29 protein-coding genes and 1 pseudogene are annotated in these 25,970 nt (G+C 59.1%); 12 read left to right on the top strand and 18 right to left on the bottom strand.

Going from position 1 to position 25,970, the window contains the following annotated elements:
• Nucleotide 1: 1 nt before the first annotated feature.
• Genes cyoB through cyoD form a run of 3 tightly spaced genes read left to right on the top strand, consistent with a single transcriptional unit; the run spans nt 2 to nt 3,095 of the window.
• Nucleotides 2-2,005: a cytochrome o ubiquinol oxidase subunit I gene (gene cyoB, locus RPF88_RS32265; RefSeq protein WP_164920119.1), complete on the top strand. Its 2,004-nt coding sequence runs from the start codon at nt 2-4 to the stop codon at nt 2,003-2,005.
• Entirely contained in the window at nt 2,002-2,688 is a 687-nt protein-coding gene (locus RPF88_RS32260) for a cytochrome (ubi)quinol oxidase subunit III (RefSeq protein WP_024505439.1), read from the top strand. The genes cyoB and RPF88_RS32260 overlap by 4 nt, the downstream gene beginning before the upstream one ends.
• Nucleotides 2,685-3,095, top strand: a complete 411-nt coding sequence (cyoD, locus tag RPF88_RS32255; protein WP_013525252.1) for a cytochrome o ubiquinol oxidase subunit IV — start codon at nt 2,685-2,687, stop codon at nt 3,093-3,095. Before RPF88_RS32260 ends, cyoD begins: the two co-directional genes overlap by 4 nt.
• A 76-nt stretch (nt 3,096-3,171) precedes the next feature.
• Here the strand turns inward: cyoD and RPF88_RS32250 are convergent, their stop codons facing one another.
• The 5 genes from RPF88_RS32250 to RPF88_RS32230 all read right to left on the bottom strand — a co-directional run bounded on the left by RPF88_RS32250 (nt 3,172) and on the right by RPF88_RS32230 (nt 9,881).
• Entirely contained in the window at nt 3,172-6,561 is a 3,390-nt protein-coding gene (locus RPF88_RS32250) for a DEAD/DEAH box helicase (RefSeq protein WP_337124082.1), read from the bottom strand.
• A 965-nt stretch (nt 6,562-7,526) separates the two neighbouring features.
• Nucleotides 7,527-8,057: a DUF1003 domain-containing protein gene (locus RPF88_RS32245; RefSeq protein WP_013525250.1), complete on the bottom strand. Its 531-nt coding sequence runs from the start codon at nt 8,055-8,057 to the stop codon at nt 7,527-7,529.
• Between the two features lie 40 nt (nt 8,058-8,097).
• A complete protein-coding gene (locus tag RPF88_RS32240; RefSeq protein ID WP_013525249.1) occupies nt 8,098-9,135 on the bottom strand; it encodes an alpha/beta fold hydrolase in 1,038 nt (345 codons plus the stop codon).
• Nucleotides 9,136-9,336: 201 nt separating this feature from the next.
• The gene (locus tag RPF88_RS32235; protein WP_245265410.1) at nt 9,337-9,636 is read right to left on the bottom strand and encodes a DUF488 domain-containing protein; all 300 of its coding nucleotides are present in this window, start codon (nt 9,634-9,636) and stop codon (nt 9,337-9,339) included.
• A gap of 32 nt (nt 9,637-9,668) precedes the next feature.
• Nucleotides 9,669-9,881, bottom strand: coding sequence for a hypothetical protein (locus RPF88_RS32230; protein ID WP_013525248.1), 213 nt, complete (start codon nt 9,879-9,881; stop codon nt 9,669-9,671).
• Nucleotides 9,882-10,621: 740 nt separating this feature from the next.
• Between RPF88_RS32230 and RPF88_RS32225 the strand changes: the two genes are divergently transcribed.
• Nucleotides 10,622-10,912, top strand: a complete 291-nt coding sequence (locus RPF88_RS32225; RefSeq protein WP_013525247.1) for a hypothetical protein — start codon at nt 10,622-10,624, stop codon at nt 10,910-10,912.
• A gap of 95 nt (nt 10,913-11,007) precedes the next feature.
• Here the strand turns inward: RPF88_RS32225 and RPF88_RS32220 are convergent, their stop codons facing one another.
• The 3 genes from RPF88_RS32220 to RPF88_RS32210 all read right to left on the bottom strand — a co-directional run bounded on the left by RPF88_RS32220 (nt 11,008) and on the right by RPF88_RS32210 (nt 12,837).
• Nucleotides 11,008-11,292, bottom strand: coding sequence for a hypothetical protein (locus RPF88_RS32220; protein ID WP_013525246.1), 285 nt, complete (start codon nt 11,290-11,292; stop codon nt 11,008-11,010).
• A gap of 514 nt (nt 11,293-11,806) precedes the next feature.
• Nucleotides 11,807-12,049, bottom strand: a complete 243-nt coding sequence (locus RPF88_RS32215) for a hypothetical protein (protein ID WP_024505443.1) — start codon at nt 12,047-12,049, stop codon at nt 11,807-11,809.
• Between the two features lie 68 nt (nt 12,050-12,117).
• Entirely contained in the window at nt 12,118-12,837 is a 720-nt protein-coding gene (locus RPF88_RS32210; RefSeq protein WP_024505444.1) for an SOS response-associated peptidase, read from the bottom strand.
• A 75-nt stretch (nt 12,838-12,912) separates the two neighbouring features.
• Here RPF88_RS32210 and RPF88_RS32205 point away from each other — a divergent pair, with 75 nt between their 5' ends.
• The gene (locus RPF88_RS32205) at nt 12,913-13,146 is read left to right on the top strand and encodes a hypothetical protein (RefSeq protein ID WP_013525244.1); all 234 of its coding nucleotides are present in this window, start codon (nt 12,913-12,915) and stop codon (nt 13,144-13,146) included.
• 10 nt (nt 13,147-13,156) lie between these two features.
• Nucleotides 13,157-13,411 (top strand): hypothetical protein, encoded by a 255-nt coding sequence (locus RPF88_RS32200; RefSeq protein WP_024505445.1) that lies wholly within the window; start codon nt 13,157-13,159, stop codon nt 13,409-13,411.
• Between the two features lie 318 nt (nt 13,412-13,729).
• Here the strand turns inward: RPF88_RS32200 and RPF88_RS32195 are convergent, their stop codons facing one another.
• Nucleotides 13,730-13,870, bottom strand: a complete 141-nt coding sequence (locus RPF88_RS32195) for a hypothetical protein (RefSeq protein WP_244507019.1) — start codon at nt 13,868-13,870, stop codon at nt 13,730-13,732.
• A gap of 83 nt (nt 13,871-13,953) precedes the next feature.
• Nucleotides 13,954-14,817 carry an ATP-dependent DNA ligase gene (locus RPF88_RS32190; RefSeq protein WP_337124080.1) on the bottom strand — a complete coding sequence of 288 codons (864 nt, stop codon included), beginning with the start codon at nt 14,815-14,817 and terminating at the stop codon, nt 13,954-13,956.
• A gap of 468 nt (nt 14,818-15,285) precedes the next feature.
• On the opposite strand from RPF88_RS32190, the gene RPF88_RS32185 reads away from it, so the two are divergent.
• Both RPF88_RS32185 and RPF88_RS32180 read left to right on the top strand, forming a co-directional pair.
• Nucleotides 15,286-15,534, top strand: coding sequence for a hypothetical protein (locus RPF88_RS32185; RefSeq protein WP_245265376.1), 249 nt, complete (start codon nt 15,286-15,288; stop codon nt 15,532-15,534).
• A gap of 109 nt (nt 15,535-15,643) precedes the next feature.
• Nucleotides 15,644-16,039 carry a response regulator gene (locus tag RPF88_RS32180; RefSeq protein WP_024504606.1) on the top strand — a complete coding sequence of 132 codons (396 nt, stop codon included), beginning with the start codon at nt 15,644-15,646 and terminating at the stop codon, nt 16,037-16,039.
• 71 nt (nt 16,040-16,110) lie between these two features.
• Here the strand turns inward: RPF88_RS32180 and RPF88_RS32175 are convergent, their stop codons facing one another.
• Both RPF88_RS32175 and RPF88_RS32170 read right to left on the bottom strand, forming a co-directional pair.
• Nucleotides 16,111-16,452: a hypothetical protein gene (locus RPF88_RS32175; RefSeq protein WP_337124079.1), complete on the bottom strand. Its 342-nt coding sequence runs from the start codon at nt 16,450-16,452 to the stop codon at nt 16,111-16,113.
• A 127-nt stretch (nt 16,453-16,579) separates the two neighbouring features.
• Nucleotides 16,580-16,921, bottom strand: a complete 342-nt coding sequence (locus RPF88_RS32170) for a sunset domain-containing protein (RefSeq protein ID WP_013525238.1) — start codon at nt 16,919-16,921, stop codon at nt 16,580-16,582.
• A gap of 297 nt (nt 16,922-17,218) precedes the next feature.
• On the opposite strand from RPF88_RS32170, the pseudogene RPF88_RS33490 reads away from it, so the two are divergent.
• A pseudogene (locus tag RPF88_RS33490) lies at nt 17,219-17,794 on the top strand (Abi family protein); the annotation flags it as partial.
• A 267-nt stretch (nt 17,795-18,061) separates the two neighbouring features.
• Here RPF88_RS33490 and RPF88_RS32165 read toward each other — a convergent pair.
• Nucleotides 18,062-18,256 (bottom strand): DNA-binding protein, encoded by a 195-nt coding sequence (locus RPF88_RS32165; protein ID WP_337124078.1) that lies wholly within the window; start codon nt 18,254-18,256, stop codon nt 18,062-18,064.
• Between the two features lie 350 nt (nt 18,257-18,606).
• On the opposite strand from RPF88_RS32165, the gene RPF88_RS32160 reads away from it, so the two are divergent.
• Nucleotides 18,607-18,798 carry a hypothetical protein gene (locus RPF88_RS32160; protein ID WP_082827649.1) on the top strand — a complete coding sequence of 64 codons (192 nt, stop codon included), beginning with the start codon at nt 18,607-18,609 and terminating at the stop codon, nt 18,796-18,798.
• A 123-nt stretch (nt 18,799-18,921) separates the two neighbouring features.
• Nucleotides 18,922-19,185, top strand: a complete 264-nt coding sequence (locus RPF88_RS32155; RefSeq protein WP_013525235.1) for a hypothetical protein — start codon at nt 18,922-18,924, stop codon at nt 19,183-19,185.
• 778 nt (nt 19,186-19,963) lie between these two features.
• On the opposite strand, the gene RPF88_RS32150 is transcribed toward RPF88_RS32155, so the two are convergent.
• The 5 genes from RPF88_RS32150 to RPF88_RS32130 all read right to left on the bottom strand — a co-directional run bounded on the left by RPF88_RS32150 (nt 19,964) and on the right by RPF88_RS32130 (nt 23,241).
• The gene (locus RPF88_RS32150) at nt 19,964-20,182 is read right to left on the bottom strand and encodes a hypothetical protein (RefSeq protein ID WP_063173950.1); all 219 of its coding nucleotides are present in this window, start codon (nt 20,180-20,182) and stop codon (nt 19,964-19,966) included.
• A 12-nt stretch (nt 20,183-20,194) separates the two neighbouring features.
• Complete coding sequence (locus tag RPF88_RS32145) at nt 20,195-20,425, bottom strand: tyrosine-type recombinase/integrase (protein ID WP_337124086.1); 231 nt, start codon at nt 20,423-20,425, stop codon at nt 20,195-20,197.
• 113 nt (nt 20,426-20,538) lie between these two features.
• Nucleotides 20,539-21,648: an extracellular catalytic domain type 1 short-chain-length polyhydroxyalkanoate depolymerase gene (locus RPF88_RS32140; protein ID WP_337124085.1), complete on the bottom strand. Its 1,110-nt coding sequence runs from the start codon at nt 21,646-21,648 to the stop codon at nt 20,539-20,541.
• A 168-nt stretch (nt 21,649-21,816) separates the two neighbouring features.
• Entirely contained in the window at nt 21,817-22,299 is a 483-nt protein-coding gene (locus RPF88_RS32135) for a hypothetical protein (RefSeq protein WP_442921315.1), read from the bottom strand.
• 711 nt (nt 22,300-23,010) lie between these two features.
• A complete protein-coding gene (locus tag RPF88_RS32130; RefSeq protein WP_245465070.1) occupies nt 23,011-23,241 on the bottom strand; it encodes an ATP-dependent DNA ligase in 231 nt (76 codons plus the stop codon).
• Between the two features lie 477 nt (nt 23,242-23,718).
• On the opposite strand from RPF88_RS32130, the gene RPF88_RS32125 reads away from it, so the two are divergent.
• Nucleotides 23,719-25,881 (top strand): serine hydrolase, encoded by a 2,163-nt coding sequence (locus tag RPF88_RS32125; protein WP_127369170.1) that lies wholly within the window; start codon nt 23,719-23,721, stop codon nt 25,879-25,881.
• Nucleotides 25,882-25,970 lie beyond the last annotated feature (89 nt).

Genomic DNA, 25,970 nt, shown 5'->3' with positions numbered 1-25,970 from the left:
GATGCTGGGCAAGCTCGACTCGTCGGCCATTCCCTTCGATCAACCCATCCCGCTCGTCGCGGCTCTCGGCGTCTTTCTGGCAGGGGTCGCCGTGCTTGGATGGATAACGGTGAAGGGCTACTGGCCCTATCTGTGGAACGAGTGGATAAGCTCGGTCGACCACAAGCGCATCGGCGTGATGTACATTGTGCTGGCGATGCTCATGCTTCTGCGTGGCTTCATCGATGCCATCATGATGCGCACGCAACAGGTGCTGGCGATCCACGGGCCGGGCTACCTGCCGCCGGAGCATTACGACCAGATCTTTTCCGCGCACGGCACGATTATGATCTTCTTCGCGGCGATGCCTTTCATGATCGGCCTGATGAATTTCGCCGTACCGCTGCAGCTTGGCATACGCGATGTAGCCTTTCCGACACTCAATTCCGTCAGCTTCTGGCTGACGGCTTCCGGAGCCCTGCTGGTCAACATCTCGCTTGTCATCGGTGAGTTCGCGCGCACCGGCTGGCTGCCCTATGCCCCCTTGTCGGAGACCACCTACTCGCCGGGCGTCGGTGTCGATTACTATCTGTGGTCGATCCAGATCTCCGGCGTCGGCACGCTGCTTACCGGCGTCAACCTGGTGACGACCATCCTAAAGATGCGTGCGCCTGGTATGGGCTACCTGCGAATGCCGATGTTCTGCTGGACCTCGCTCGCGTCCAACCTGCTCATCGTCGCAGCCTTCCCGATCCTCACCGCCACGCTGGCGATGCTGACGCTGGACCGCTATCTCGGCTTCCATTTCTTCACCAACGAAGCCGGCGGAAATCAGATGATGTTCGTCAACCTGATCTGGGCCTGGGGCCATCCCGAGGTCTACATTCTGGTGCTTCCCGCCTTCGGCATCTTCTCCGAGGTCTTCTCGACATTCTCGTCAAAGCCGCTGTTCGGATACCGTTCGATGGTCGCGGCCACGATGTTCATCTGCATCGTCTCGTTCATGGTCTGGCTGCATCATTTCTTCACCATGGGCGCCGGAGCAGACGTCAACGCCGCCTTCGGCATCGCCACGTCGGTCATCGCCGTCGGCACCGGGGTGAAGATCTACAACTGGCTCTTCACCATGTATGGCGGGCGCATCCGCTTCGACACGCCGATGCTTTGGGCGCTGGGCTTCGTGACCACCTTCACCGTCGGCGGCATGACCGGCGTTCTGCTTGCCGTTCCACCGGCCGACTTCGTGCTGCACAACTCCCTTTTCCTCGTCGCGCATTTCCACAACGTCATCATTTCGGGCGTGCTGTTCGGCGCGTTCGCCGGCTTCACCTACTGGTTTCCCAAGGCGTTCGGATTCCGCTTGCACGAAGGCTGGGGCAAGGCCGCATTCTGGGTCACCTTGGCCGGCTACATGCTGGTCTTCGTGCCGCTCTATATCGTCGGTCTGCTCGGCATGACGCGGCGCCTGCAGCATATCGACATGGATCTTTGGGCGCCATGGCTGGTGGTGGCCGTGTTCGGCGTGCTGGTGATGATCGCCGGCGCCGCACTGCAGATCATGCAACTCGCCGTTTCGATCCGACATCGCGACAAGCTTCGCGATGAGACAGGCGACCCATGGGACGGGCGTTCACTGGAATGGTCGACGTCTTCCCCTCCCCCCGTTTTCAACTACGCGCGGCTGCCTTACGTCGAGGATGAAGAGCCCTACTGGCGCATCAAGCAACGGGCAAGGGAGGAGAAGAGGCCCGGTGCGGAGGAAGGATACGAGCCTATCGAGATGCCGCGCAACAGCCCGACAGGCTTCGTCACCGCCTTCTTCAGCACGCTGATCGGGTTCGCGCTGATCTGGCACATATGGTGGCTGGCGATCGTCGGCTTCATCGGCGCCTACGCGACCTTCGTCGTCTTCGCCTGGCGCGATCATGGGGATTATGAGATTCCCGCCGAAGAGGTCGCGCGCATCGACGATGACCACAAGGCCGCACAGTCAGCCCGGCTGCGGCGCTGGGAGCGGCCGGCATGAGCGATCACGCGCTACCCGGCGACTTCAGCGCGGGCACCCAGGCCCGAGACCCCTATCGGCTTGGTCAGGGCGGCCGACACGGCGTGCGCTCCGCGACCGGCCACGGTGAAGGCGGCCCGGCCTCGAAATTCGTCACCGTGGCATATGGCTTCTGGATCTTTCTGCTGTCCGACATCATCATATTCTCGGCCTTCTTCGCGGCGTATGCCGTGCTTGCCAAGGCGACCGCCGGCGGACCGACCGGCAAGGATTTGTTCGAGCCCACCCGCGTTGCGGTGCAGACGGGCCTTCTGCTCACGTCGAGCTTCACCGGTGGCCTGGCGACACTCGCGACCCGTCGCAGATCGATGGCTGCCACGCAGGCCTGGCTGCTCGTCACCGGATTGCTCGGGGCAGCCTTCCTGTTTCTGGAGGTACAGGAATTCGCGGCGATGATCGGCGAGCAGGCGGGGCCTTCGCGCAGCGCATTTCTATCAGCCTTCTTTGCGCTCGTTGGCTGCCACGGCACCCATGTCGGGCTGGGGCTGCTCTGGCTGGGCACAATGATGGCGCAGCTATGGGTCAAGGGTTTTCGGTCGGATATTTTGCGGCGGGTCCACTGCTTCGGGCTTTTCTGGCACGCACTCGACATCATCTGGGTCGCCATCTTCACCCTGGTCTATCTGTTGGGAGCATCGCCATGACTGACACCGAGAGCAGGCCCGGCGAGATGCAGGACCGCCGCGATTCCGCACCGGGCGAGGAACGTATAACCGAGCACGAAGTGGCTGGAGGGCTGTTGGGCTATGTGATCGGCTACGGCCTGGCCATCCTGCTCACGATCGCGTCATTCCTGGCGGCTCAAACCGATCTGATTTACCAGCCGGCGGTGATTTCGGCCCTGGTGGTGCTCGCTGTTGCGCAGATGGGTGTGCATCTAGTCTTTTTTCTGCACCTGACCACCGGGCCGGACAACACCAACAACATCCTGGCCTTGGCCTTCGGCGTGCTGATCGTTGCGCTGGTGGTCCTGGGCTCGGTTTGGATCATGGCCCACCTGAACGAGAACATGGCCGCCATGACGGCCCATCAAGCCGGAACGATGCCTTAAACCTCGCCCTGCTAGTCTTGGCTGAGGTGATATGAAGCTGGTACATTGTACCGCCGGGGTGGAGATAAAAGGCTCGTCAGACCTCGTGCTTTGGCTGAACTGCACGTATGGCATCTAGCGCCAAGCGAACGGCATCGATGCCTGAGACGCGGGGCTCGATCCGCTTGAAAATCACGCGGCCGTTTCGGTACTCCAGGCCCAACACCTTCCTGTCCCGCCAGCGTGACGCCAGAGGCTTGTTGCGCAAGGTGATCGCGACGGCTTCGGGCCCAACATCAACTTTGCCGACACCCAGTTCCGACGCTGCTATCCGCAACCTGGTAAGTTCCAGCAGAACGGTCACTTCGCCAGGCATGTCACCAAAGCGGTCCTCGAGCTCCTCGCTGAATGCATCAAGGTCCAAGTCAGAACGAATACGAGAGAGCCGCGCATAGAGGCCAACACGGACAGTAGGCTCGTTTACATAGCTTTCGGGAAAAGCCCCTTTTGCAGGCACGTTGATGTTGGCAAGTTGCCTGTTGGGGTCGGCCCCTTCTCCAGCCGCCGAGACCGCCCGCTCCAGCAAGTGCTCGTAGAGGCCCACTCCGATCAGTTTCATATGCCCAGCCTGATCTTCGCCGAAGAGATCGCCGGCGCCGCGCAGGTCGAGGTCCCTTTGACTGATTGCCAGGCCGGAGCCAAGCCGATCGAGCGCAAGCATTGTCGAAAGCCGGGCCCTGGTGCCGTCGGCCAGCTCAACACCAGGTTCCGTCAGAAGAAACGCAGCCGCTTGCATCGCTCCTCTACCGACCCGACCCCGTAGCTGGTGCAACTGCGCCAGACCGAACCGGTCCGGGCGCCAGACAATGATGGTGTTGGCTCGAGGCACATCGAGCCCACTCTCGATGATGTCGGTGCTCAACAAAATGTCGCCATCACCGTCAGCGAATCCGACCATGACTTCGTCCAGCTGCCTCCCTTTCATTTCACCGTGCGCCGTCATGACGCCGAGTTCCGGCACCAGCCTGTTCAGCTGGTCAGAGACCGGGCCAATGTCCTCGATGCGAGGAACCACGAAGAAACTCTGTCCACCCCTGCGAAATTCACGCAAGAGGGCCGCGCGCACCGATGCTGGATCGAACGCTGCCAGGATCGTGCGGACGGGACGTCTTTTGGCGGGCGGAGAGTTTAGAACGCTGACATCCTGGATGCCCGACAGCGCCGATTGCAGCGTCCGCGGTATCGGGGTGGCGCTCATGCTCAGCGTGTGAAGGCAGGGCGCCATGTTCCGCAGGGCCAGCTTCAACTTGACGCCGAACCGGTGCTCCTCGTCAATCACCAGCAGTCCAAGATTGGCGAAAGTGACGCTCCTGGACGCCAAGGCCTGAGTACCCACGACGATCGTAACCTGGCCGCTCCGCAGGCCCTCCTTTGCCGCTTTTGCCTTTGCTGCCCCGACCATCCTTGACAGGTGGGCGACCTGCAGGCCCGTTCCTGCGAAACGGCGGCTGAACGTCTCATAGTGCTGTCGTGCCAACACGGTTGTCGGCGCTATGACCGCAACCTGTTTCCCGCAGAGGGCGGCGGCGGCGCAAGCACGCAAAGCCACCTCTGTCTTGCCGAAGCCAACATCACCGCAGACGAGCCGGTTCATTGTTCTCCCCGAGGAAAGGTCGTCGAGCACAGCGCGGATGGCGGCGGCCTGGTCAGGAGTCTCGGTATAGGGAAATTTCGCCGCAAAACGGGCCAAGTCCGCGCGGGAGGGCTTGATGATCTCGGCGGGCTGGCTGGACCTCATCTCGGCAAGGCCCACCAGGCGCTTGGCCAGCCTGTCGATCTCGCGCAACGCAGCCTCGCGTCGCTTGGGCCAGCCCTCGCCGTTGAGGCGATCGAGCGACACTGCCTCCGGTTCCGAGCCGTAGCGCCATATTTTCCCAAAGTCGTCGACCGGAACCAGCAAGGAAGCCCCGCCATGATATTCCAGCCTGACAACATCCTGGTGCTGACCAGCCAAGTCGACCTGTTCGACCGCCGCGAGCACGCCCAGGCCATGGTCTTCATGGACGACGACGTCGCCGATGCGCAACTCGGGTTCGAGTATGCTTGCGGCCATGCCGGCATCCGCCTTCAACGCAGGGCCAAACAGGTCGGCTGCGGCGACCATCGCGATACCGGATTGCGCGTCGACAAACCCTTCATCGAGGACGAAGCCAGCCTTGAGAAGAGAGCCTCTCGCGGCGGAAAGTATTTGCGGTAAGTCGACCGCTTCCTCAGCCCGCCGGCCTAGCTTTCTATTGAGCAGGCGATCTGCTCGCTGCAGTTCAGAGGCATCGCCGGTCAACACCACCCTGGCCCCGGCGCTTGTCTGCCTTGTCACGAATTCAGCGATTTCGTACCCGGGCCGGGCCTGGCGAAAGAATTTGGGAACTCGCTCGGCAGAAACGGCAAGTCTCGTGGAGCGGTTGCGCACGGAAGCATCCCACTCTTCACGCGACAGGTAAAATTGTTCCGGCAAAGGTTTCTCGCGCCCGGCAGCCTCCTGCCTGGCACGGCGTGCATCCTCGATCAGGTCCAGAATTTTGTCGAGCGGCTGCCCGTCGATCCCTTCAAGGAAGGAGATCGAGGCGCTCGACGCACTGTCGAAGACAGATGGCATCGCGCCAAATAATGCGACCAGGCGCTCTTCCATCGACGTCGCGCGCATCGCTGTCAGCTCAGGATGATCACCAGCTTTAAACATCAGCTCGGATGCCGGTCCGACAGCAATCGAGTCTCGAACCTGGTCGCTGAGCTGACTGATCGGATCGTAGGTTTTGAGCTCTCGAATGCAGCTGTCTGGGCCAAGGACGACGCGAACGGGGTCCTCCGCGCCAGCGGGGAAGATGTCCATGAGATCGCCCCGAAAAGCTATTTCACCCGGTTCGTCGACCCTCTCGTCGACGACATAGCCAAAAGCTTCGGACCTTGTTCTGAAATCATCCCGGTCGAACTTTTGTCCCACCTCCAGAATTGCGAAACCGCCAGCAATGACCTGGGCGGGCGGCACCCGCTGCAGACTGGCTTCGATCGACATTACAGCGATGCGCGCACGATCGGGCTTCGTTGCCATGTGACACAACGCACGAAGCCTCCGCCCCATATTGGCGCGTGTGGGCCACACCCTGTCGTAAGGCAGGCAATCCCAGGACGGCAGCAAGATGATCTCCGCGTGCGGCAGGAACTGACGCAAAGCCCCGACGATCTCGTCGGCGCTGCGTTCCGAGGCAGTTATATGGATAATGTGCTTGTGCCGGCTGGCCTCCAGCCCACCGGCCAGCGCTGCCGCGATAGCTGAAGATGGCGGGACGCCGTGCTCTATCGTAAACCCGCTGTCATCCGTGTGATCGATTTGTTCGACATCCGTCCGCGAAATATGCCTGTTCACTGAAATCTCACCTTGTCCCCAGAAGAACGTCAGCACAGCGACCCCGTTCCTGGCGGCGCGCATTAAAGTGTTCCAGGACGGGGCAGCCGGTGCGGCGTTGATGCATTGCTTCCTAGCTGCCCTAAGAACTGGCGGCTGTGAATCACGCTCGACGCCGGCAGAACGCTCTGTGCGTCGGGCCATGCCGCGCGGTGGCCCGTCCGCCGGAGTTAGTATGTGCACATGCTGAATTGCCGAAATGTCGATAACCACGCGAGGGATTGTCGAGAAAGCTGTTCGAGTTCGTCCTCGTCCGTTATCCCAGCTTGGTAGTAAGCCAGGATGCGCGATGCACTCCGTTCTCTCTTGGTTTCGGTCTCGTTTTTTGGGGTTGCTGCGCGCCAAAACGCGGCTCAGTACGGCCAGCTCTGATGGGGTGAAGGCGTCTCTATGCTTGCATCAACTCCGCGCCGCCCGCCTCGGGTGGGGAGCCGAGGCGGGCTGAAGCTGTGGGGATCCAGCTTCCGATGCCGGGCAACAGGCGATTGTGCAAGAGGGATTGTCCGGCGCGGCCCAACGCAGGATGGACAGAATGTTCCGGGAGTTTTGGTGAGGCGAAAATAATTGGCCAAGAGCCAGAAGCACGGCGCAGGATACGGCATGTAAGACTTGCCGGCGTGCGATCCAGTCAGCAGCTCGGGCCAAGATCCGAATCCTGGATGTGAGTTTCTGGACCTTGCTGAGCATTTAAGAGTTGAGGTACGGCCGTTATGATCTGCGGCAGAAAGAAGGGCTTGGTGATCATATTATGCTGTTGGGAACACCTTCGGCTCCCCAGTGTACCTCGCTATCGCCGCTGATACGCTGCCGCGATCGATTGACGTCCTGAGGTCGCCTTGGACAACGCCAAGACGGGCTTGGTGCTTCGACAGCCAAGTGCCAGACGATGAGGACGATTGCAGGCCTACAGCAGCCGCGCGAATGGTTTCTCGCTGTAAGCTCGTGTTGGGTTGGTACGCTGCGGCGGCTTGCCGGCGCGGTCGCTTTGATCAAGCTTCCTGCTGATCTTCAGAAGCCTGCTGGATTTGGGTCATCACCTTTCGGGGATCGACATTCTCTGCCAGTTGCCGCAGCTCTTTGTCGGCCGGGGTGGAGACATTCAGACGCACCGCCAAGGCAGCCACCATCTCGATCAGCCGCGTGGTTTCATGTTCGTTAAGGAGGCTGATCTGCAAATCCAGTTCCGCTCGGCGCTCGCTGTGTTCGGCCATTCTGTTCTGATTGATCAGCACGAAGGTAGACAGGAAGATTGCCTCGACGGAAGCGACCATGGCCAGGATCACGAAAGTTGGGTCCCAAGCTGGGATGGCTGGCATCGCGCCTAGGTTTGCAAGGATCCAGGCCACGAGGATTGCGAGATGCAGATAGACGAAAGTCATGCTCCCCGCGAAGCGCGAAATAGCGCCGGCAATCCGCACCTGAACGCTTTGGTGCTCCTCCTGTTGTCGCCTGTGCTCGACCAGTGCCTCTATGTTCTGGTGGAGCACCGAATGCATGTTGGCTGGACGTTGGTCGCTCATTTGGAAAGCTCGTTTGAACGACGATCTGGTGCAAGCGGCGTCACTTGTCGCCCGCCTGGAACATTTGCGGAGCCGGACCTGGCTTGAACTCGTCGGCACGCAGCTTACGTCGCTGCCGACGGTTCGATTGGGAAAGGGCGTGCCGTGCTGAAATCGTGTGCACCATACCGACTACTGCCTGCGGGGCGCTCTGATGAACCATATGGCCAGCGCCCGGAATCACCTCGAGGAGAGACCCACCAACTTCGCCATGCAGGCGCCGTGCATTCCGTTCCGCATCGAACAACCGGTCTCCAGATCCCGCCAGGATGCCGGTCGGTACGGAAATGTCCTTATAGCTGGCCTTCTCCGACAGGGCCGCGGCCAGCATAGATGCTGACTCCGAACAAACCGCCCCCAGTTGGGAAGGGCGGCTGGCGGCATCCTTGGCGGATGCGGCGAAGTCGCTGGCGATCATAGCGGGTCGAAATATCTTTTCCATTGCCCAAGGCCAGGCAAGCCTCACAAGCAGCGGCAACAAGGTGTGGCGAAACCCCGTTCCGATCACCGGCAATGCCGGGAGTGCGGCCAGTGCAAGATCCAGCCGCGGTGGCGGATAGTAATAGCCTGAGACAAGCACAATGCCAGCGACCGATGAAGGATGCCTGCGCGCCAACTCGAGGGCGATCCAGGCTCCCCAGGAATGTCCAAGCACGAGATATTTCTTAATACCCAATCTGCCGGCGGCGGCATGTATGAGGTCGGCTTGGTCGCAAGCGGACCAGCGCCGGGTGCGCGAACGTGAGCTTCGCCCAAAGCCGGGACGGTCAAATGCGAGCACCCGGTAGGTCTTTGCCGCCTCATCGAAGACGCCGCTCGACTTGAAATCCTCCGCCATGGATCCATGCAGGAGAAGCAGCGGCATGCCGGTTCCGGCTTCGATAAAATGCAGGCGCAGACCATCAATTGCCATCATACGTCCGCATGTCAGGCTGGCGATCGCACGTTTGGCGCGGATGGCGTTGTATCCCGCTAGTGCCGCTAATGCAGCGACGGACAATCCGGCCGCTAGTTTCGCCCCGTCTCTGTCCAACGCCATGCGCGTGCCTCAGAAGCTGTCTGCGTGACCCAACCTTCGAGGTCACAGCTTGTTCCGCCAGACCCTGTGCCTGGCGCGGAAGGCTTTTCAACGTCTGGCGATCGCCATGGCCGCGATCTTGCAATGATCCATGCTTGCGTCCCGAGGAGATGCTCTCCGGGATAAACGATCGTTCCATCATCGCGCACACAGCGCCTGGCGTCAGGCTGGCCTCCTCAGCATGACCGGCCCCAAGAGTATGCATGACGCGTTCGCCTTCTCCAGCAGGTAGTCGGAAATAATGCGGCGGTGGCACCGCCAGCAGACGGCTTCCGCGCACATGATTGGGCAGCGATGCCGGCTGCTAAGCTCTCGCAGTTCCGCCAAGCCTTTGGCGAACGGCTCCGCCGGTGAGTGCTGTCTGCTAACGTGGCTCTCTTTGGAAAAGTAAGCCCGCTGCCTGGGCGGGGGGCTTGGGGTTAGGCAGCGGGCTTCGTAGGCGATTAGGGGTTCAGAACCCACGCAAACGATGCTCTCAGAGTGTTAACGAGACCTTAACGAAGCTCGGAGCGTTTTACCAATCTTGGCGACCTGTGGATAACCCTCGCAGTTACGCGTTCAATGACAGAGTTGAGGTCGACGGCTTCGCGGTCATGCTGTTCTTCGACAGGTTCCGCCTGCATGTTCGGATCACCATCCATCTCATCCAGAAGGGCTATCATGTGCTCGATCGTCGCCTCGACCCGGCACCGGAAGAAGGCGCTCATTGCTCGCTCCATTCGATGTGGACTGTACCGCCGAGTTCTCGTATTCCGCGCACAATGGCATTGTAGTCGACAAAGCCTCGGGCGCCCCTCCAGTTTTTGTGACGGAAGTAGCGCTTTGACCTCGCAAATTCGTCAAGTTCGGCCATGGTTACGTTTCGTCGCGAACATTCCGATCGAAGTTCGTCGAGTAAAGCAAACCAGTAGGCTTGTAGCGAACTTTAGGGCGGGAAAGACCCAGGGCGCTGCCTCGGCAGCATAATTTCTTGAGGCTGTGGTCAGGAAACGCGGCGCAAAGCTCTGACGCACTTGCTGTCCGATCGAGTCTCCGAAACAATGCATCACTTCTTGCCGTCCAGATACGGCGCCTCTTAGCTATGTCTAGTGTCTGGCATCGTGTCGCCAGGGCGGCTTGGGTGCGATGTGGCAACGCCTTGCGCATGGCCTTGTAGTCTGGATAGAGCGAGCGGCATATTTCTGTCTCCGCCTCGGTCCACAGTGGCCAGCCGCCGTTGCCGATGCCGGTTCTCTGCATACGCTGTGAATGACGCTGTCCCTGGACCGCATACTTGGTAAGCTCAGCAAGGTGCATCTCATGTCCTTTCATCCATTGATGCCCGCCCAGGTGAACCGTGATCCCTGCTGCCAATCCAACCAGGATAATTTTGCCGCGTTCCCCGATACACCCGTTGTTCAATTGAATTGCTGTGTATTATTCCGCTGTTGTCTTTAGGATGAGAGCCATGCCCCTATCATCCTTCGCCAAAGAACTGGAGAACGCCGCCGATAGCATCGCCGACATGTCGCGAGGGGATCTTCAGATCATGCTTCGGCGCGCTGCGTTGATGCTCCGGAACGTCGCCGGCCTCCCGCTAGAGCCAGCAACACAGGACGCACTGAACTCCATTGCCGCTGAAATGAAAATCGGCCGGTCGGAGCTCATTCAGATCGTCTTGCGTGAGTGGCTGGAAACGAATGCTTATCTGCCAGTCCGGATGATTGACGAGGAAAGCGAGACCGACGGGAGCGCTTAGCAACATGGCTCGCAAGGGAATGGTCCGCAGAAAAAGGCCCGTGCCTAAGGGACGGGCCAAATACGTTTCGGGAACAATGCCTAGAGCGGTTATTCTCAGCCGCCCATCTTCTTGGCCATGGCACAGAAATCAGCGTGCGACTTGTTGAGCGTGGTGTCGCCGCAGTCTTTCAGCACCGCCTTTTGTTCATCCGGTTTCATGGACATCCATGCGGTCTTGAAATCCGCTTCCGACCTCAAGGTTTTCATGCCGGCATCCGTGAAGAAAGGTGACATCTTTGCAGGATCATCGAGCGCGGAAGTGGTGCTGCTGCCAGCCAGCGCTGAGCCCGTCATCACTGCGAGCGCCATCGCGCCCATCGTAAGCATTTTGATGCTCATTTTTTCCTCCGTTAGTTCTACACGCGCAAATCGCGTGACCTGGGGAAAAAACGTCGGCGTCTGAACTCTGTTCCCGCATCTCGCCGATTTCGCATCGGCAGCCGTCTGACCGCGCTGATGTCGTGGCCGGTGCAGTGAGGAGTCCACCGCGGGGCGACGGACCACTGCGGCCAGCCTAAAGTGCGATCGGCAAACGCGGGCCCATTAACCACCTTCCTGGATAGATTGGACCCCAATGGGGATGCGGGGGGTTTACCTTGCGTGGAAAATCACAAGCACAGATTCTATTGTCATGTTGAGCGCGACGGATTGTGGGGAGTTTGGGATTGCGTCGCCAACAGGCCGGCAAGGTTGGGCGGTGGCGACGTTCGCGGTTGCACTGCCCAAAGGGCTGAAACTGCGGAACACGTCCTCACGAGAATTTACGACGGCGGACTTGATGCCGTCGCTATCCGCATCGCGGTCATTGTCAGTTCTGCGGGTTCGGCCTGATCGATCCCCGGCCGCCAGGCGCTTACCCAGCCTTAGGGGGCAGCACCGGTCCAGTGGTGTTCCACCGGATGAACTCGACCTCTTTCCCGGTGACGTCCCGCACGGCCTTCAATAGCACCTCATGCAGGACGCGCGTCTGCCTGTAGTGGTCGCAATGTGGCGATATGAACGGCTTGATGATGCTTAGGTGCAGCGCTTCCGCTGCCACCAGGAAGCGCTCGATTTCAGCCTGTGATAACTGCTTTGAGGGTTTTGACCTAGCCATTGCGACACCTTTTGAGAGTCGCCCCACCTGAGGACAATATTCCTACCGCGACCGTTCAGTGTAAAGGCTCAAACGTCGAAAAGGTCGTTTGGTCCCACGCCAATTTCGTCAATGATGTCCGGCGTGTTGTTTCGCGGGCTTCCGACCTTCCTGTCGATCGGCCACATCTTCATCAGCTCCGAAGGATATGGCTTCATGAGGTCGCGTGGATCCAGTTCCGGTCCGAGCCAGCGCATGTAATCGGCAGGCGCCAGAATAACCGGCATCCGATCATGGATCGTCGCCATCAACGTATTGGGCTCGCAGGTGACGACAGCGAAGGTCCGGATCAACTCGCCGGTCGCCTTGTCGGCATATTCTTCCCATACTCCAGCCATGGCAAAAGGCTCGTCCTCCGTCATCGCGATAGCGTAAGGCTGCTTTTTCGTGCCCGAACCATCGAGCTTTTGCCATTCGAAATAGCCGTCGACGGGCACCAGGCAACGGCGCGCGGCGTATGCTTTTCGGAACATGCCGTTGCTGGCAATCGTCTCGCACCGCGCATTGACAGGCGGTGGCCGCCCGCCGCCATCGCGCGCCCAGCCGGGAACCAGCCCCCACTTCGCAGAAAGGAAACCGGCCATGCTCGTGGAAAGCTCTTCACGTACAATGATTGGATAGGTCAGGCTGGGCGCGCCATTCCAGACCGGGAACCCGTTGCCCAAACGCTCAACGTCGCCAGGGTGCGCGAACTCGAAGCGCCGCACCATGTCCGGGATGGTCGATTTTACAAAAACGCGTCCACACATTCAGGTCGTCTCATTGACAAGGATCGAGGCCCGCCCAAGATGGGAACGGAGTGAGAACGTATCAAGGTTGTGGTGATGCCGAAGAAGCCAAAGGACGTAATGCTGCCAGCGGTCTCGGGCGTCACAATCGAAATCGATGACCGCGATAATCCCGAGGTCTGCCTTGTCGGGCTATTAACTGCCGAGGGGAAGCGATCCTTCACCCTGAGCGAAAACGGCGCTCGGATGATGGTGAAGGCGTTGCACTCATTTCTCGATCTCCTCGACGGATCTACGTCCGAGACAAAGCCCAAAGGCCCCGCCAACTGAGAACGCAGATATGGTCAATCCGCCCAAGCGACAGGACGATTATCAGGACCGAGCCATCGACTGCCAGGAGGCCATGGAGCCGGGCTTTCAGGCGATTGTCGATTGCATGCTGGAGGCGGGATGGACGCGAGGCGAGACATTGCGGGCGCTGAAACGGCTCATAGCGGCCAACAATATGGCTCAGAAAGAGAACGCTAGGCTGGAAACGCAACTCGCAATTGCGCGGGCCATGTTGCGCGCTGGAAAGCCGATTAAGGTCTGTTGACCTGTTGGGCGTCCCTTGGCCAATGCATCGATTGCCACCGGGTGCATAAACTCTTGCACCGACCTGGGAGGAACATGCGTCCGCAGTCGAAGTTCGGAATGCGCTTGGTAAGGAAATCTCCTTGAAACAGCCAAGCAAGGCCCGCCACTGGCTCCGAGACCCGGTGGCGGGCCACCCGCGATTAATCTTTTTCGTAGGGCTGGAACCTGTTTCTGAAATTGAAGTTGGAAATGTGCTTGGTTGAGATTCCCCTCCTCAAATCCAAGCTCTGGTGCAAGTGCAAGGCCCGCCGCTGTAATTGTGTCCTCAGCGGCGGGCTTACTTCGTCAGGCGCTCCACGGTCTCAATGATCGCCTTGGCCAATGCCTCGCCTTCATAGATCGGTTCTGGGCCATAGTAGCCCGTCACCCATTCCTCGCTAGGCAGCACGCCGGCAGGGCATACCTGCTCGATGGCCATTCGGACGAGCTTCAAGGCTGCACGCTGATCGACTGCCACAGGGGAGTTGGGTTCGACGTTCACATGGTGGAGCGGCCGGGGCGTCATGCCTTAGCCTCGCGGATCGCCCGCAAAGTCGCATGGCGTAGCTTGTCCTCGCGCTTAAGGGTCTTCACTCGTCCGACAAGGCCAGGTTTGATCCATTCGGCGTCTGGCTTGTCGGCTCCCTTCGGTGGCGTGCCTTTCCCCTCCTGCACCTTGGCCCACAGGCGTTCTCGCATGGCTTTGGTCAGCGCGATGTGAGCCGATCCGACATAGCGGCGTTCCGCATCGCGGGTTGCCATCAAAGCGAGTGGTGCCGATCCCGGTTTTAGCTGCACGCCTGCCACTTCAAAGTCGACTTCCTCGTAGCATTTGGTTTTCAGCCACGCTTCGGTGTCGCCTGACCGATAAACGCTGTCAGGCCGCTTCGACACCATGCCCTCCAGGCCCATGCGATCAACCGCGGCGTAGAAGTCGGCCCCGCCGCCATGCACATGGTGACTGTACTGGATCACGCCTTTGGCAGTCCCGACGAGTTCGAGCAGCTTTTCCCGACGTTCCAGCAGAGGTGCTGGGCGCAGGTTGACCCCGTCCAGGTGCAGTAGATCGAAGGCGACGAAGATAATCCGATCCGGCGCCCATCGCATCGCGGACCGCAGCGAATGGAAATCCGACACGCCCTTCCCGTTGAGGACGATTGCCTCGCCGTCGATGATTGCCGACTTGGGGGAAAGGGTTGCCGCCACCTCGACTATCGTCTTGTACGTCGATGACCAGTCGTAGCCCCTTCGGGTGATCGCTCGGGCCGTGCCGTCCTCGATTATGATTTGCGTCCGGTAGCCATCGTACTTGATTTCGTGAATCCAGTTGTCCCCTGTCGGCGGCACCTCGACAAGCGTGGGGAACATTGGCCGGATGAACTTCAACATACGCGAACTCGGACTGACCGAGGTTAAATTAGATTAAGCTAAAATGGTTGCAAAGGGATGACACGCGCAGAACCCGACGCGTTGGCCAAGCACGACGGGTCGCAATTAGGGCGGCTACATCCTGAGAATCGACCGCCACTGTGCCAATAAGAATAGTTCCGGCTGTTCGAAGATCGTACTGCGCGAACTAGTCCATGAGGTTTAATTGCTGCGCTGTCGTTTTGCGAGTAGCGTAAAGTTTGGGCACTAGGCCCACCGTCGTGCCCAGATTGGTCGGCACGGTTCTGTCACCGTCGCTTGGTATCTGACCGTGTCGACCACCATCCTGTGGCGTGCCAACCCCGCCCGCCAGGCCGGCGTCCATCTCCGAAGCACCCCGCCAAAGGGCGCCGGCCACTTTGAGATATCGTTGATCGCCGCTCCCGCTCTTGCTACGTTCACGCCATGGGATGGACGTTTGGTTCATTGATCGAAAGCGGCATGCGGGTGACGGCGCATTGCGCCCGCTGCAATCATTCCCGCACGCTCGACCTGGAGGCGCTGCGCGAGCGGTGCGGCGCTGATGCGCCAGCGATGGCCGCTGATCTCGCGCCTAAGATGCGCTGCTCGAATTGCGAACAGCGAAGCGTCGGTTTCAGCTACACGCTCGACCCGACGAAGCATTCCGGCATGGGCGTTTCGAATCCTTACGCCATGGCTAAGGACGGGCGCTGACCAAGCCACCTGCTTCCAGTGCCCTAAGCACAGGCGTATGCTTCTGCTCGTTTATTAGCTGTGGCTAAAGTGAAGTTGCGCCTGCAACAGGGGCTGTGCTAAGTGGGGAATGGACGAAATCCCGGTTCTGGTCGTTGAAGACGAGCCACTAATCCTGCTGGACCTTGAGACGGCTTTGGAAGAGGCTGGTTTCCGGGTTATCGGGGTGACAACAGCCGAAGCGGCTATAAAGGCGTTTGACGAAGCGCCGGTTAGCAGCTTGATTACGGATATTCGACTTGGTCCTGGTAAAAACGGGTGGCAGTTGGCCAGAGATCTTCGGGGAGTGAACCCCGCCATCCCCGTGATTTACATCAGCGGCGATGGCGCGCCCTATTGGAGTGCTGAAGGCGTTCCGGAAAGCATAATGATCAGCAAGCCGTTTGCGATACCTCAGATCATCACGGCCTTGTCTATCCTGCTAAATCGACAGCATCCGACCCGACCGGGGGACGAGGTGGCTTAGAAGCATTCGGGCATGGGGCAGGCGAATGCTTATGCCAAGGCCAAAGACGGGCGGTAGGCCAATCCGGCTTGTCAGTACCGGCAAACCTGAACGCGTTCCAGCACCCGGTGGTGATGGTGCCAGTGCCTAACCCACTTCACGCGGCAATGGTGACGATGCCGGAAATAGTAGCGATGCGGGTAGCGGGCCACGTAGCCAGGATAGCGGGGGCCGTAGTAGCGGCCGCTATAGTCGTAAAACGGACCTCTGCCGTAGAAGGGGCCACCGCCGTAAAACGGGCCGCCGCCGAACGGGCTGAAGCCGCCGAACGGACCAAAAAAGCCGATGCCAGAACCGAAGTGTGCATCCGCAGGCGCGACCGCGGCTGCGGCGCAGGCGATGGCAATCACGGAAGCAAGGAACAGTTTTCTCATAGCAACCTCCCTGAGGTCCCTTCACCCGAGAAACTTCCGCAGGAACCGAATGTTCCCGATTGCTAATATTCTCTGCGCGCCGTCACCTAGCCAGACGTTTTTGCCGATTCCGCAGCCTCAGTTGCCGTCATACCTTCGACTTTCGCCAGCCAGCCCACCAAGCATCCCATTGAGAGCAAAACCAGCGCTCCCCCTTGGCCGGGTTAACGACCGTTTCGTCATAATAGCGCTGACCTGGCATGTGATAGATACGGTCGCCTGTTACGCTGATATTGCCCTTAATGTTGCATCCACTTGGCGAGCTAGGGCTACCCAGACGGTGCACTGTGGGAAGGGGATGCTGTTTGGCTTGCGGCGGCATGAGATAGCTTGCCCCGGCAACACCGCAAAGCAAAACTGGGATCAGCGCCCGCTGCTCTAACAGCGAACGCCTACGCCGCATTATAGGCTTCTGTTTGTGGACGCCCATAACCCTCTCCCCATGGGAAGAATGCGACTCTTGCTTGTTGGAGTCCAGATGGCGCTACCCAGCTGTGGGGGAATGGCAGGGCCATTGGCAATTGGTCAGTAACCAGCTAAGTATTATTTCGTGAACACGCGGTAGGAGGGGAAATCGCGTGACTTGACATTACCGTCAAATCACCCACCTACAAGGTCGACACGGCCGGCGCCCCTGCAATGCAAGCGTCGGCCTTTTTATTTTTCATGCCATATCAAGCCATATTTGACGATCCCTCAGCGGCGTACGCTGCTGGAATCGAGGGATATGGCCGTACCTGATGTGCCGAAAGCTGACGAATATTTACAGCAAATAGGGTACTACCGGCTCAGCGCATATTGGTATCCGTTTCGCAAACTGGTTCAGCAGCAAGACAACTCTTTCGCACTCGGCAATGCGTTTAAAGCGGGTACCCAGTTCAAGCACTCGACGAACTTGTACGCCTTCGACAAGGGACTTCGGCTTTTGGTACTCGATGCAATCGAACGCATCGAAATCTCCGTTCGAACAGAGGTGGCGCTTTCAATTGGCCGGCACGATCCTCGTGCCCAATGCGAACCAGCTCTGCTTGATAAGAGATTCACGACTGCAAAAAACCCCGCCTTTGTGGACTCGATGCATACGGGATGGCTTAGAAAGCTAGATGAACGAGCGGCGACTTCCAAAGAGGAATTTGCCGTCCATTTCAGAACCAAGAATCCGGGCGAAACGATGCCCGTTTGGATCGCAGTCGAGTTGTTGGATTTCGGCCCACTATCCCCCTTCTTGTCGGGGATGCGGTACTCAGACGTACAAGCAATTTCTGCGAGCTATGGTGGCCTGCGCCCACTCCTTATCAAGTCATGGACGCGGTCACTCAGCGGTATACGGAACGTTTGCGCGCATCATTCTCGGCATTGGAATAAGCCGCTCGTGGATCAACCGGCTTTGCCGAACCATGGGGAAATCCCTGATCTCGACCACCTATCGCAGATGGCTGGGGCTAACCGCAGGCTCTACGCGGCTTTGGCCATAATGAGGCTGCTACTGAAACAAATTAATCCGCGAACCAATTGGGCCGATCGGTTAAGACTCATATGGCGCAATTTCCTACAGCACCAAACATCAAGATCAGTCACGCGGGGTTTCCGGCGAATTGGGCCGCTTTGCCACTTTGGAACTAGCGACCTTTTCGCCCTTCGGCGGCCGCGACTTCACCACCTTTTTCGACACGCGGTCAAAGGCTTCCTCTGCCTCATCGGTTTCAAGTTCCCGTGCTACTCTCTGAAACTTTTCGTGTTGAGTCTCTTTTGAGTCTTTGGTCATTTATCTGTTTTTCCTGACGCGCCAGACTACGAATACGTAGCCTATATTGATGAAGCCGGTGACCCTGGTATCCAACGAGTGCGCCCTATTATCATCCGCACGACGGCATTCCAGCCCAGTGACCTCCAGGCCGAGCGTACCGAGCGCGACCGAGCAATCCAGGGATGCCGCGTCAGTCGCATTTTCGCCTATGACCGTCTTCGTGATCGACCCTTCGGTTGCCAGCGTTCCAGAAGTGTGCGCACCACGCCGGTCACAGGACTTCTCCTTCGCTTTGTACATTTCGAACGTTGAAGCGCTTTGGGCGCTATGATTTGTTGGTGCCTTCGTCGTGTGTGGGAGTGCGGGCCGTGGACGATGACCAAAGGGCTGGTGTTCGTATCGAACACATCGACGGCCAGTGGGCGGTACAACTCGTCGAGAATGGCGAAACCACCCAGCATCTTTTCGAGACCGAGGAATTCGCGAGGAACTTCGCCGCCGGTCAGTGGCTAAGGCTAAACCCGAAGCCTATTCCCCCAATGCGCCGGCGACGCCGTTAGAGCGCTAAGCTTAAAAATGCTCTTTCGCGGATGCTGCACCGGGGCCGGAACTTTGATGCAATAGCGAAGTTCGAGGAGGGAGATGCTTTCGCAACAGGCGCCACTTCACGAGAGGCCGGAGCAATGGTGGACAATCTATCTCGCAGGGAAGAACAACGCGGCACGCGAAGACTCATGGCGTGGGGCGTGGCGGTTATTGCCGTCATTTTCCTAGGCCTAATGGCATTCTTTGTACTCACGCCCTTATCGAACGGCTCTTGGCAGACGGCACCGTTCAAGCGTGCTCCTGTGCAAAACCAGGGCGGTAATGCGCCAGTGGATACGTCACCCAGCCCGGGCGTGAAAAAAGACCCTCAGGAAAATACTGAAATGCCGGAGCAGCAGTAGTGTTCCGACCCGCTGGCAAACTTTTTCCGGGGCGGGGCGGCGATCTTGTCGAACACGTCCTCTTCCTCTGCGTCGCGAATGGCCTTGGTGTCGCCTCCAAGGATCGGGACCGGCCTTTTCTCGATTGCTGAGCTTACAAAATTGCCCAATTCGGAGGCCTGATGCTACACGTGTGTCGGCACAAGCAAATCTGCACAGCAGCTATGCACGATCCACGATTGCAGAAATCGCTGGGCAGCGGGTAGATTTTGATTGTCGGCCATCTACTCCTCCCAGATGCGATGCCGGCGCTGAATGAGGCGCACCTCCTCCCGCGCCACATTCGAAAATCGAGCCCGCTGCCACTTCCTCCCGGCAGCGGGCTTTTTTTGTCTTCGCCAGCAGACACAGTGGCAAGCATCCGCGATGGCCTGCGAAACCATCCGTAAACCATGCCAACACGGTAAATATTTTATGTCGAACCGATCGGGTTGCAGGAGGTTGTGGGCGGGTCTGCAACAAAGAGGCCCAGCCGATCCATGCACCGCTTACCCATCTTGCCCGCCCTGTTGATCTCCTTCGGGATTGCCTACGGAATTTGCGTCTGGGCGACGTCGGATAAGCCGGTCAGCTTTTTCGAAGCCCAAGCGGCATCGCAAATGCGTGGACCTGTCGATCGCTCTGAATAGCTGTAACGCCACGGAAGGTGGGGCGGTCCGGTCCTATTATTCACATGGCCACCTTCGTGCACGAGCGCGCGGGCAAGCGCCTCACGGCAATGGCGTAGGTCGAGTTGAGCTTAATAGGTTTCGGAGCGCCGTGCCTTTGCCATCGCCGTGGCTACAGCTTCTCGCACGGTTGGACCTAATGGCTCGGCCAAGCGCCGAGCGGCGTCATCTTTCTGTTCAAGGTAAGAAGGATGGGTAGCGGACTTCGCCAGCGTGAAAAACGCGATTATGCACAACGCGCAGAAGCACGCGATCACGGCAAGTGAGCAGGCAATTACGACCTCAGCCATTGCGATTGTCCTCTAAGTGTCGGGTGCGAGTCGGCGAACGATGTCCGCTACATAGGACGGGGCGAGGTGAGCATAGTGCTTCTCCACCATTCGGGTGTCGCTGCGACCAAGGGCCTGTGCCACGATGATCAACGGAGCGCCATTTCGAACCATCGTGCTGGCGTAGGTATGCCGCAGCTCATGTAGCGTCACATCCGACAGGCCGGCCTGTTTCAAGAGCGCTTTCCAGGGCCGATGGTAAATAGCCTTGGCCCAAACGACGCCGCTGTCTTGGGTAAGCAGGGGTTCACTGCCTTATCGATGGTTGGCTCTTGGTTCAGCAGGGTCCAGACAAAGAGCTCCTCCGCCACAACAATTCAGCGCATCAACCCCGCAGCGCGCAGAGCATTTTCGATGACCTTGGAAATCCCACTTTCCGGACCGCGCGCATTGGCTCGCTCCGGCGTGGGATCGTTTCGGACTGCCCGCGGTTTTTCCGTGGGTGCAAAGGACTGCAATGCGGCGCCTGAAGCGACCTTGGCTTTGGCTTTGCGTCGCACGTCCGGCTTCGTCAATTCCCAGAAGCGGGCGATGTGGCGTGTCGAGGAAATCCCAACATCCAGCATGAAAGGCCCTGCGTTGCCGAGACCATCGCCGCCGCCAGTTTGCAGTGGCGTCCCATGGCCCATGCCGGCAATGGTGAACGTCTCGACTACCTCGCGCCCGTTGCTGTCGCTCCAGACCTTCCGCGTCTGGCCGTCGACCTTCTCTATGCGTGTTGGCTTTTCGCCGAGATTGTGCACGCTTTGCCACTGCGCCAGGACTGCATCCGCATTGGCAGGCACAACAGTCGTGTCGGCCGAGCCCTGCCATATCGAAATACGCGGCCACGGACCCTTGTGCGGCGAGGCCGCCCGCAACAGCCGCTGGAGGTCGGCTTGGGACGGACCGCCATGGCCGCGCATGCGGTCGAAGGCTGCGGAGATCGTCGAGGCACTTCCATAGGCGAGCCCGGCAATGATCGCGCCGCCGGCAAACAGTTCGGGATAGTCCGCCAGCATCACCGCCGCCATAGCGCCGCCGGCGGACAGACCGGTGAGAAAGATCCTCTTGCGATCGAGGCCATGCGTAACCACTGCCGCCTCGATCATCTGGCGGATGGACAGTGCCTCGCCGCTGTCGCGCCTGATATCGCCTGGTACAAACCAGTTGAAGCAAAGATTGGGGTTGTTGGCGCGCTGCTGCTCGGGGAACAGCACCGCAAAACCATGCTCGGCGGCGAGCTCGCTCCAGCCGGAGCCATGATCATAGCTGGCCGCTTTCTGGGTGCAGCCATGCAGCACGACGACCAGCGCCGCCTGCCGGGCCAGGTTCTTCGGAAGATAAAGCCTCGCGCGCAAGGCTCCGGGATTGGACCCGAACCCTGTAATTTCGGACAAGTGAGCGTCGTTCCGTTCTCCGGATCCAGCTGCTGGCCGCGCGTGCATCGCGCTCAGGCGAGCGATCGTATCGGATATATTTCGCAAGTCGGTGTCCTTGTGCGCCGGAATGGCACGGTCCTGCACAACGCACATGCAGCAATATCGTTGCTGCGATGCACAAGAACAAGCCGTTGCGTCCGTGAACCTATAGATTGAATGCTCGGTGAGGCGAACTCAGAGGCCCAGCGCTAGTCTAAGTTTGCGGAGGAAACAAACCGGGTTTGCGGAGGAAACAAACCGGGAAACGTCCTCGCCGTTTGCAAGCCGCCTCTCGAGTAGCCCGAGCGACGACACAATGACTGAGAGCATGTTATTAAAATCATGGGCGATGCCGGCGGTCAGTTGGCCAACCGCCTCCATTTTGTGCGCCTGGTGAAGTGCCCGCTCGCTCTTCAGGCGACCTCGGCCGCCTTGGCCACGCGACGTTCGAGTGTATGGGAGTTTAAGCAGTTCGGCGTTGGCCCGCTCTGCAGTGCGGCGCGCTTCCAGAAGCTCTCGTTCATAGCGGCGGCGGTCGGACGCATTGAAGACGGTGATTCGGATGAACCGCAGATTGCCCGATTCGCCTCGCCGCTCCGCGGCGTTGACGAGGACAGGAAGGGTCGATCCATCCGCGCAGACCAGGTCCAGCGCGACCTCGCTGAAAAATGCTTGCATCCGCATCAGCGGAGCAAGTGGGTTTCGTAGTAGATTTTGCCCGCGATGTTCAGGTAATCCTGAAACCACCTGAGCAACGATAGCTAGCGTTGCCAGATCGCCTGCCGGTTTAGCGGTCGCGTAATACGGCTCATGTCTTGCCTGGTCGGTGCCTTGGGTTCAGCCAAGGATCAGTTGAGCAAGCACCATAGTGAGAGCCATCGATACCGGAACGGCTATGAGGCAACACGTCTCAATGATCCTGTTCTCTCGCTTATCCATCTTCGTCACCTCCCGATTTTCGTTCTCATTTTGACGTCTACAGCCAGCCGTGAGAAGCGGTTCCAGGCGGTGGCCGTCAGAGATGCCGCCGCTGCTGCATATTAGCAACACCTTGTCGAACCCTCGGCTGCCGAGCATTAGTCCTCCTCGCAGCGGCGAAGCGTGGCGCCCCGCAACCCTGCATGATGTCTTCGAAGATCGGGCCGATCTCTTCATCGATCTCCTGGCCCGGAATGCCCTGGCTCGCGCTGCCCGTTTTGCGTCCACAGCCATATCGATCACCATCCGATATCCAATGGGAGAGAAAATCGCTTCCCCGCTTGCTCATTCTTCCCGAAAGTCCTGCAGCCATGCATGGCAAGAGTCTGCCTCGCCACGCACATGCTTCACGCTTCATGCCTTTTGGCGCCGATCAGGCGTGGCTTTGATGCCAGCCCCTCCAGACCGGCTTCATCGATCAGGTGATGGATTGGCCTCGCTGGGCAGCGCCTGGCTGAATTGGATGCGGATGTTGGCGGGGATCACGCTTTCAAGGATCTCACGCCGTTCCTCCAGTGCCATGTCGCGCAGGTCATGACCGTTGAGGTGCAGCAGGTCGAAGGCGACAAAGTAGAGGTCGTGCTGCCGTCGTGTGATCGCCTTGCGCAGCTCGGCGAAGTCAGACAGGCCGGCATCGTTCAACACAGCCGCACTTTCGCGACGCCAAGTGACTCCACTTGGCTGCAAATGCGCGCTGGTCGCCGAAGGTGCGTAAGCGCACCCCTTGATAGGGGATCGGAATTCCGCATGTCAGGGTCTGCTCCAATCGGAGACCGCACGGCTCAACCATTCGCCGGAAAGGACTGTTTCTCGCCGATACGAGCTCGTAAACATGGCTCGCTCCGAGTTCACGTCGGACAAGCGGAAGCTCTCGGCGCTGAAGTTGCAGGCTGCCGCGGCGATAGCGGCGTTTCTGACAAAGATTCGCCAGATCAGAATCGAGTTCACCTTCCGTCATCCACTCTTTGGATGATATGGAAAAGGTGCTCGGGAGACGAGAATGTCGGTTAAGGAGGCGAACTGACATTCGCCGAAGATCGGAGGATGCATGTCGAAGACCGATGCAGTCGACGCATGCGGTGAAGTCGCCAAATGATAGGCGGTTGTTTCAGGCCGGGGATGGGCGGTTGGCTTGGCATTGCGCTCCTGGCCCTCTTGCCTTCCGGTCCGGCCTTCGCTTTTGAAAGCCCGGATGAAGTTAGCGCAGCGAATCCCCTGAAATGCGGAGCACCTGACGATTATTCCGGGTCGAGCGAATGGGTCAGCAACTTCAGCATCAGCGACAAGCGTCAACCCGTCGGTCCGGTCTTTCAGCAAACACGAAGCAACGTTCTTGATCGTAGGGTTGCGCTTCTACAGAGCGTACTCACGGACAAATCTGTTTACGCCTCAGCGATTGATGGAGTGTTTGGTTCGCAGACAGCAAGCGCTGTGAAGTCCTTCCAGAGCACATATGGAATGCCCGTTGACGGCACAGTGGGGATGCAGACCGGTAGTGCACTCGGGCTGCCGTTTTGGCAAGCGAACAAGGCGCGCAGTCTAGCCCCGCCATTTCGCGACGATGCGAAATATCCTGAAGCTACTGAATTCAACTTCAGAAGTCTGGTCGGGATCGGCAATTTCTTTAGCAGCCTGCCGGACGCTGACTATAGTTCCTCAAATGCGCTTACTCGGAGGGCCCTTCGAACAAACAATCCCGGCGCCATAAACATCTCGAAATGGCAGCGAGACAGCATGAGAGGATATGTGGGTTGCACTCTGCCAGACCGGTACGGCAACCAAACTGCCATTTATGAAACCCCAGAGTATGGGGTAGCTGCTTGGGGTTTTCTCCTCCGCAAGATCTATTTCCACGGAAACAAGTCTAAGGTCACCGTCGGCGACATTGTGGATAAGTATAGAGGCGACAATTCCCGCGATCCTTACATTGATGGATATAAGAAATATTCGGATGGCAAATTGGTCGAAGATTATGAAGTCGACCTGTATAGCAATCGTGAACTCGCGATGCTGGCCATTGCCGCCTACTCGCACGAACTCGGCTCCTGGTATCCTCTCACGGACAAACAGCTTCTGGCAGGCTTTTCAATTACCGATGATTATATTGACTCGGGCGTCAATGACGAAGTCATCGTGTCTTCTGAAGAGATGAATCCGGATCTCTATGTAAAACATCCTGATAGCGAAGGCCCGGCACGCTCGACCGGCTTAACCGCGGCTCAGTTGAGAACAGCCGATGCAAAGGTCCAGGCCGGCCTACAGGAGCTCCTCGATGCAGAGGATGGACCTCCCGGGGCGATCGCCACGCTCTACCGCGACGGTCGCATGACCGTACTCACAGCGGGGCGCGCCGATGTCATATCGGGTGAGGCGCTGGGGGTCGACCAATACATGCGCATCGCCAGCATCTCAAAAGCATTCAACGGCGCCATTGCCCTGCACCTCGTCCAGAAGGGCCGGCTCGGCCTCGACGACACCATCGGCCAGCACCTGCCTGATCTGCCGGCGGCATGGTCGGCCGTCACGGTCCGCCAGATGCTGAACCACACCAGCGGCCTGCCCGACTACTTGCAGTCCAAGGGCTTGGCCGAGCAGGTCGCGACAAATCCTCAAGGTTACGTGCAGCCCATTGAGATCATCGGCTGGGTCCGCAACGACCCGCTCGAGTTTACGCCCGGCACCCAGTATACCTACTCCAACACGGACAACGTCGTCGTCGGGCTGATCGCCGAGGCGGTCACAGGAATGCCCTACGGGACGCTGCTGAAGAACATCGCGTTTGGTCCTGCCGCCCTCGCCCAGACGAGTTTCCCCACGCGCGACATCGCGCTGCCTGGGCCCGCCATCCACGGCTATGTCGTCGCGCCCGGATCCGAGCCGAAAGATGTCACGACCTTCGTCAGCCCGAGCGGTGCGTGGGCGTCGGGCGCGATCGTGTCGACGCCTGATGATTTGTCGATGTTCATACGGGCAGATCTCGGACTGAAGTTCTTCGGCGCTGCCGAGCAGATTGAACAGATGAAGTTCGTGGCCGGCAATTCCAGTCCGCCCGGACCCGGGACGAACGAGGCCGGTCTCGGACTGTTCCGCTACACCACGCCGTGCGGTGTCGTTTATGGCCACACCGGCAGTTTCCCGGGCTACACGCAGTGGGCGGCATCAACCGCCGACGGGACGCGCTCGGTCACCACCACGCTGAACATCGCTGAGCCGGCTGGCGCGTTGCTCGACCGCTTGCGGGAGGTTCAGGCTCAGGCGGTCTGCGCTTTGTTGGGGCACTGACGGGTGTGCATCGCGGGATGACGGACCCCGACATATTTGCTAATTTGCTAAACCAAGTTTCGAATAACCGTTGATTTTCCCTGCCACGA

This window comes from Mesorhizobium sp. ISC11 (assembly GCF_037162595.1).
In the GTDB taxonomy this organism is placed as follows: Bacteria; Pseudomonadota; Alphaproteobacteria; order Rhizobiales; family Rhizobiaceae; genus Mesorhizobium; species Mesorhizobium ciceri.
Note: the sequence above shows the minus strand (reverse complement) of the source record. Positions and strands in the feature narration are given on the sequence as shown.

What these genes read in the sequence shown, in the direction of transcription:
- cyoB (WP_164920119.1), top strand. Translation starts at nt 2, where the DNA reads ATGCTGGGCAAGCTCGACTCGTCGGCCATTCCCTTCGATCAACCCATC.
- RPF88_RS32260 (WP_024505439.1), top strand. Translation starts at nt 2,002, where the DNA reads ATGAGCGATCACGCGCTACCCGGCGACTTCAGCGCGGGCACCCAGGCC.
- cyoD (WP_013525252.1), top strand. Translation starts at nt 2,685, where the DNA reads ATGACTGACACCGAGAGCAGGCCCGGCGAGATGCAGGACCGCCGCGAT.
- RPF88_RS32250 (WP_337124082.1), bottom strand. Translation starts at nt 6,561, where the DNA reads ATGCGCGCCGCCAGGAACGGGGTCGCTGTGCTGACGTTCTTCTGGGGA.
- RPF88_RS32245 (WP_013525250.1), bottom strand. Translation starts at nt 8,057, where the DNA reads ATGAGCGACCAACGTCCAGCCAACATGCATTCGGTGCTCCACCAGAAC.
- RPF88_RS32240 (WP_013525249.1), bottom strand. Translation starts at nt 9,135, where the DNA reads ATGGCGTTGGACAGAGACGGGGCGAAACTAGCGGCCGGATTGTCCGTC.
- RPF88_RS32230 (WP_013525248.1), bottom strand. Translation starts at nt 9,881, where the DNA reads ATGAGCGCCTTCTTCCGGTGCCGGGTCGAGGCGACGATCGAGCACATG.
- RPF88_RS32225 (WP_013525247.1), top strand. Translation starts at nt 10,622, where the DNA reads ATGCCCCTATCATCCTTCGCCAAAGAACTGGAGAACGCCGCCGATAGC.
- RPF88_RS32220 (WP_013525246.1), bottom strand. Translation starts at nt 11,292, where the DNA reads ATGAGCATCAAAATGCTTACGATGGGCGCGATGGCGCTCGCAGTGATG.
- RPF88_RS32215 (WP_024505443.1), bottom strand. Translation starts at nt 12,049, where the DNA reads ATGGCTAGGTCAAAACCCTCAAAGCAGTTATCACAGGCTGAAATCGAG.
- RPF88_RS32210 (WP_024505444.1), bottom strand. Translation starts at nt 12,837, where the DNA reads ATGTGTGGACGCGTTTTTGTAAAATCGACCATCCCGGACATGGTGCGG.
- RPF88_RS32205 (WP_013525244.1), top strand. Translation starts at nt 12,913, where the DNA reads ATGCCGAAGAAGCCAAAGGACGTAATGCTGCCAGCGGTCTCGGGCGTC.
- RPF88_RS32200 (WP_024505445.1), top strand. Translation starts at nt 13,157, where the DNA reads ATGGTCAATCCGCCCAAGCGACAGGACGATTATCAGGACCGAGCCATC.
- RPF88_RS32195 (WP_244507019.1), bottom strand. Translation starts at nt 13,870, where the DNA reads ATGGCCATCGAGCAGGTATGCCCTGCCGGCGTGCTGCCTAGCGAGGAA.
- RPF88_RS32180 (WP_024504606.1), top strand. Translation starts at nt 15,644, where the DNA reads ATGGACGAAATCCCGGTTCTGGTCGTTGAAGACGAGCCACTAATCCTG.
- RPF88_RS32175 (WP_337124079.1), bottom strand. Translation starts at nt 16,452, where the DNA reads ATGAGAAAACTGTTCCTTGCTTCCGTGATTGCCATCGCCTGCGCCGCA.
- RPF88_RS32170 (WP_013525238.1), bottom strand. Translation starts at nt 16,921, where the DNA reads ATGGGCGTCCACAAACAGAAGCCTATAATGCGGCGTAGGCGTTCGCTG.
- RPF88_RS32165 (WP_337124078.1), bottom strand. Translation starts at nt 18,256, where the DNA reads ATGACCAAAGACTCAAAAGAGACTCAACACGAAAAGTTTCAGAGAGTA.
- RPF88_RS32155 (WP_013525235.1), top strand. Translation starts at nt 18,922, where the DNA reads ATGGTGGACAATCTATCTCGCAGGGAAGAACAACGCGGCACGCGAAGA.
- RPF88_RS32150 (WP_063173950.1), bottom strand. Translation starts at nt 20,182, where the DNA reads ATGGCTGAGGTCGTAATTGCCTGCTCACTTGCCGTGATCGCGTGCTTC.
- RPF88_RS32140 (WP_337124085.1), bottom strand. Translation starts at nt 21,648, where the DNA reads ATGCACGCGCGGCCAGCAGCTGGATCCGGAGAACGGAACGACGCTCAC.
- RPF88_RS32135 (WP_442921315.1), bottom strand. Translation starts at nt 22,299, where the DNA reads ATGCAAGCATTTTTCAGCGAGGTCGCGCTGGACCTGGTCTGCGCGGAT.
- RPF88_RS32125 (WP_127369170.1), top strand. Translation starts at nt 23,719, where the DNA reads ATGGGCGGTTGGCTTGGCATTGCGCTCCTGGCCCTCTTGCCTTCCGGT.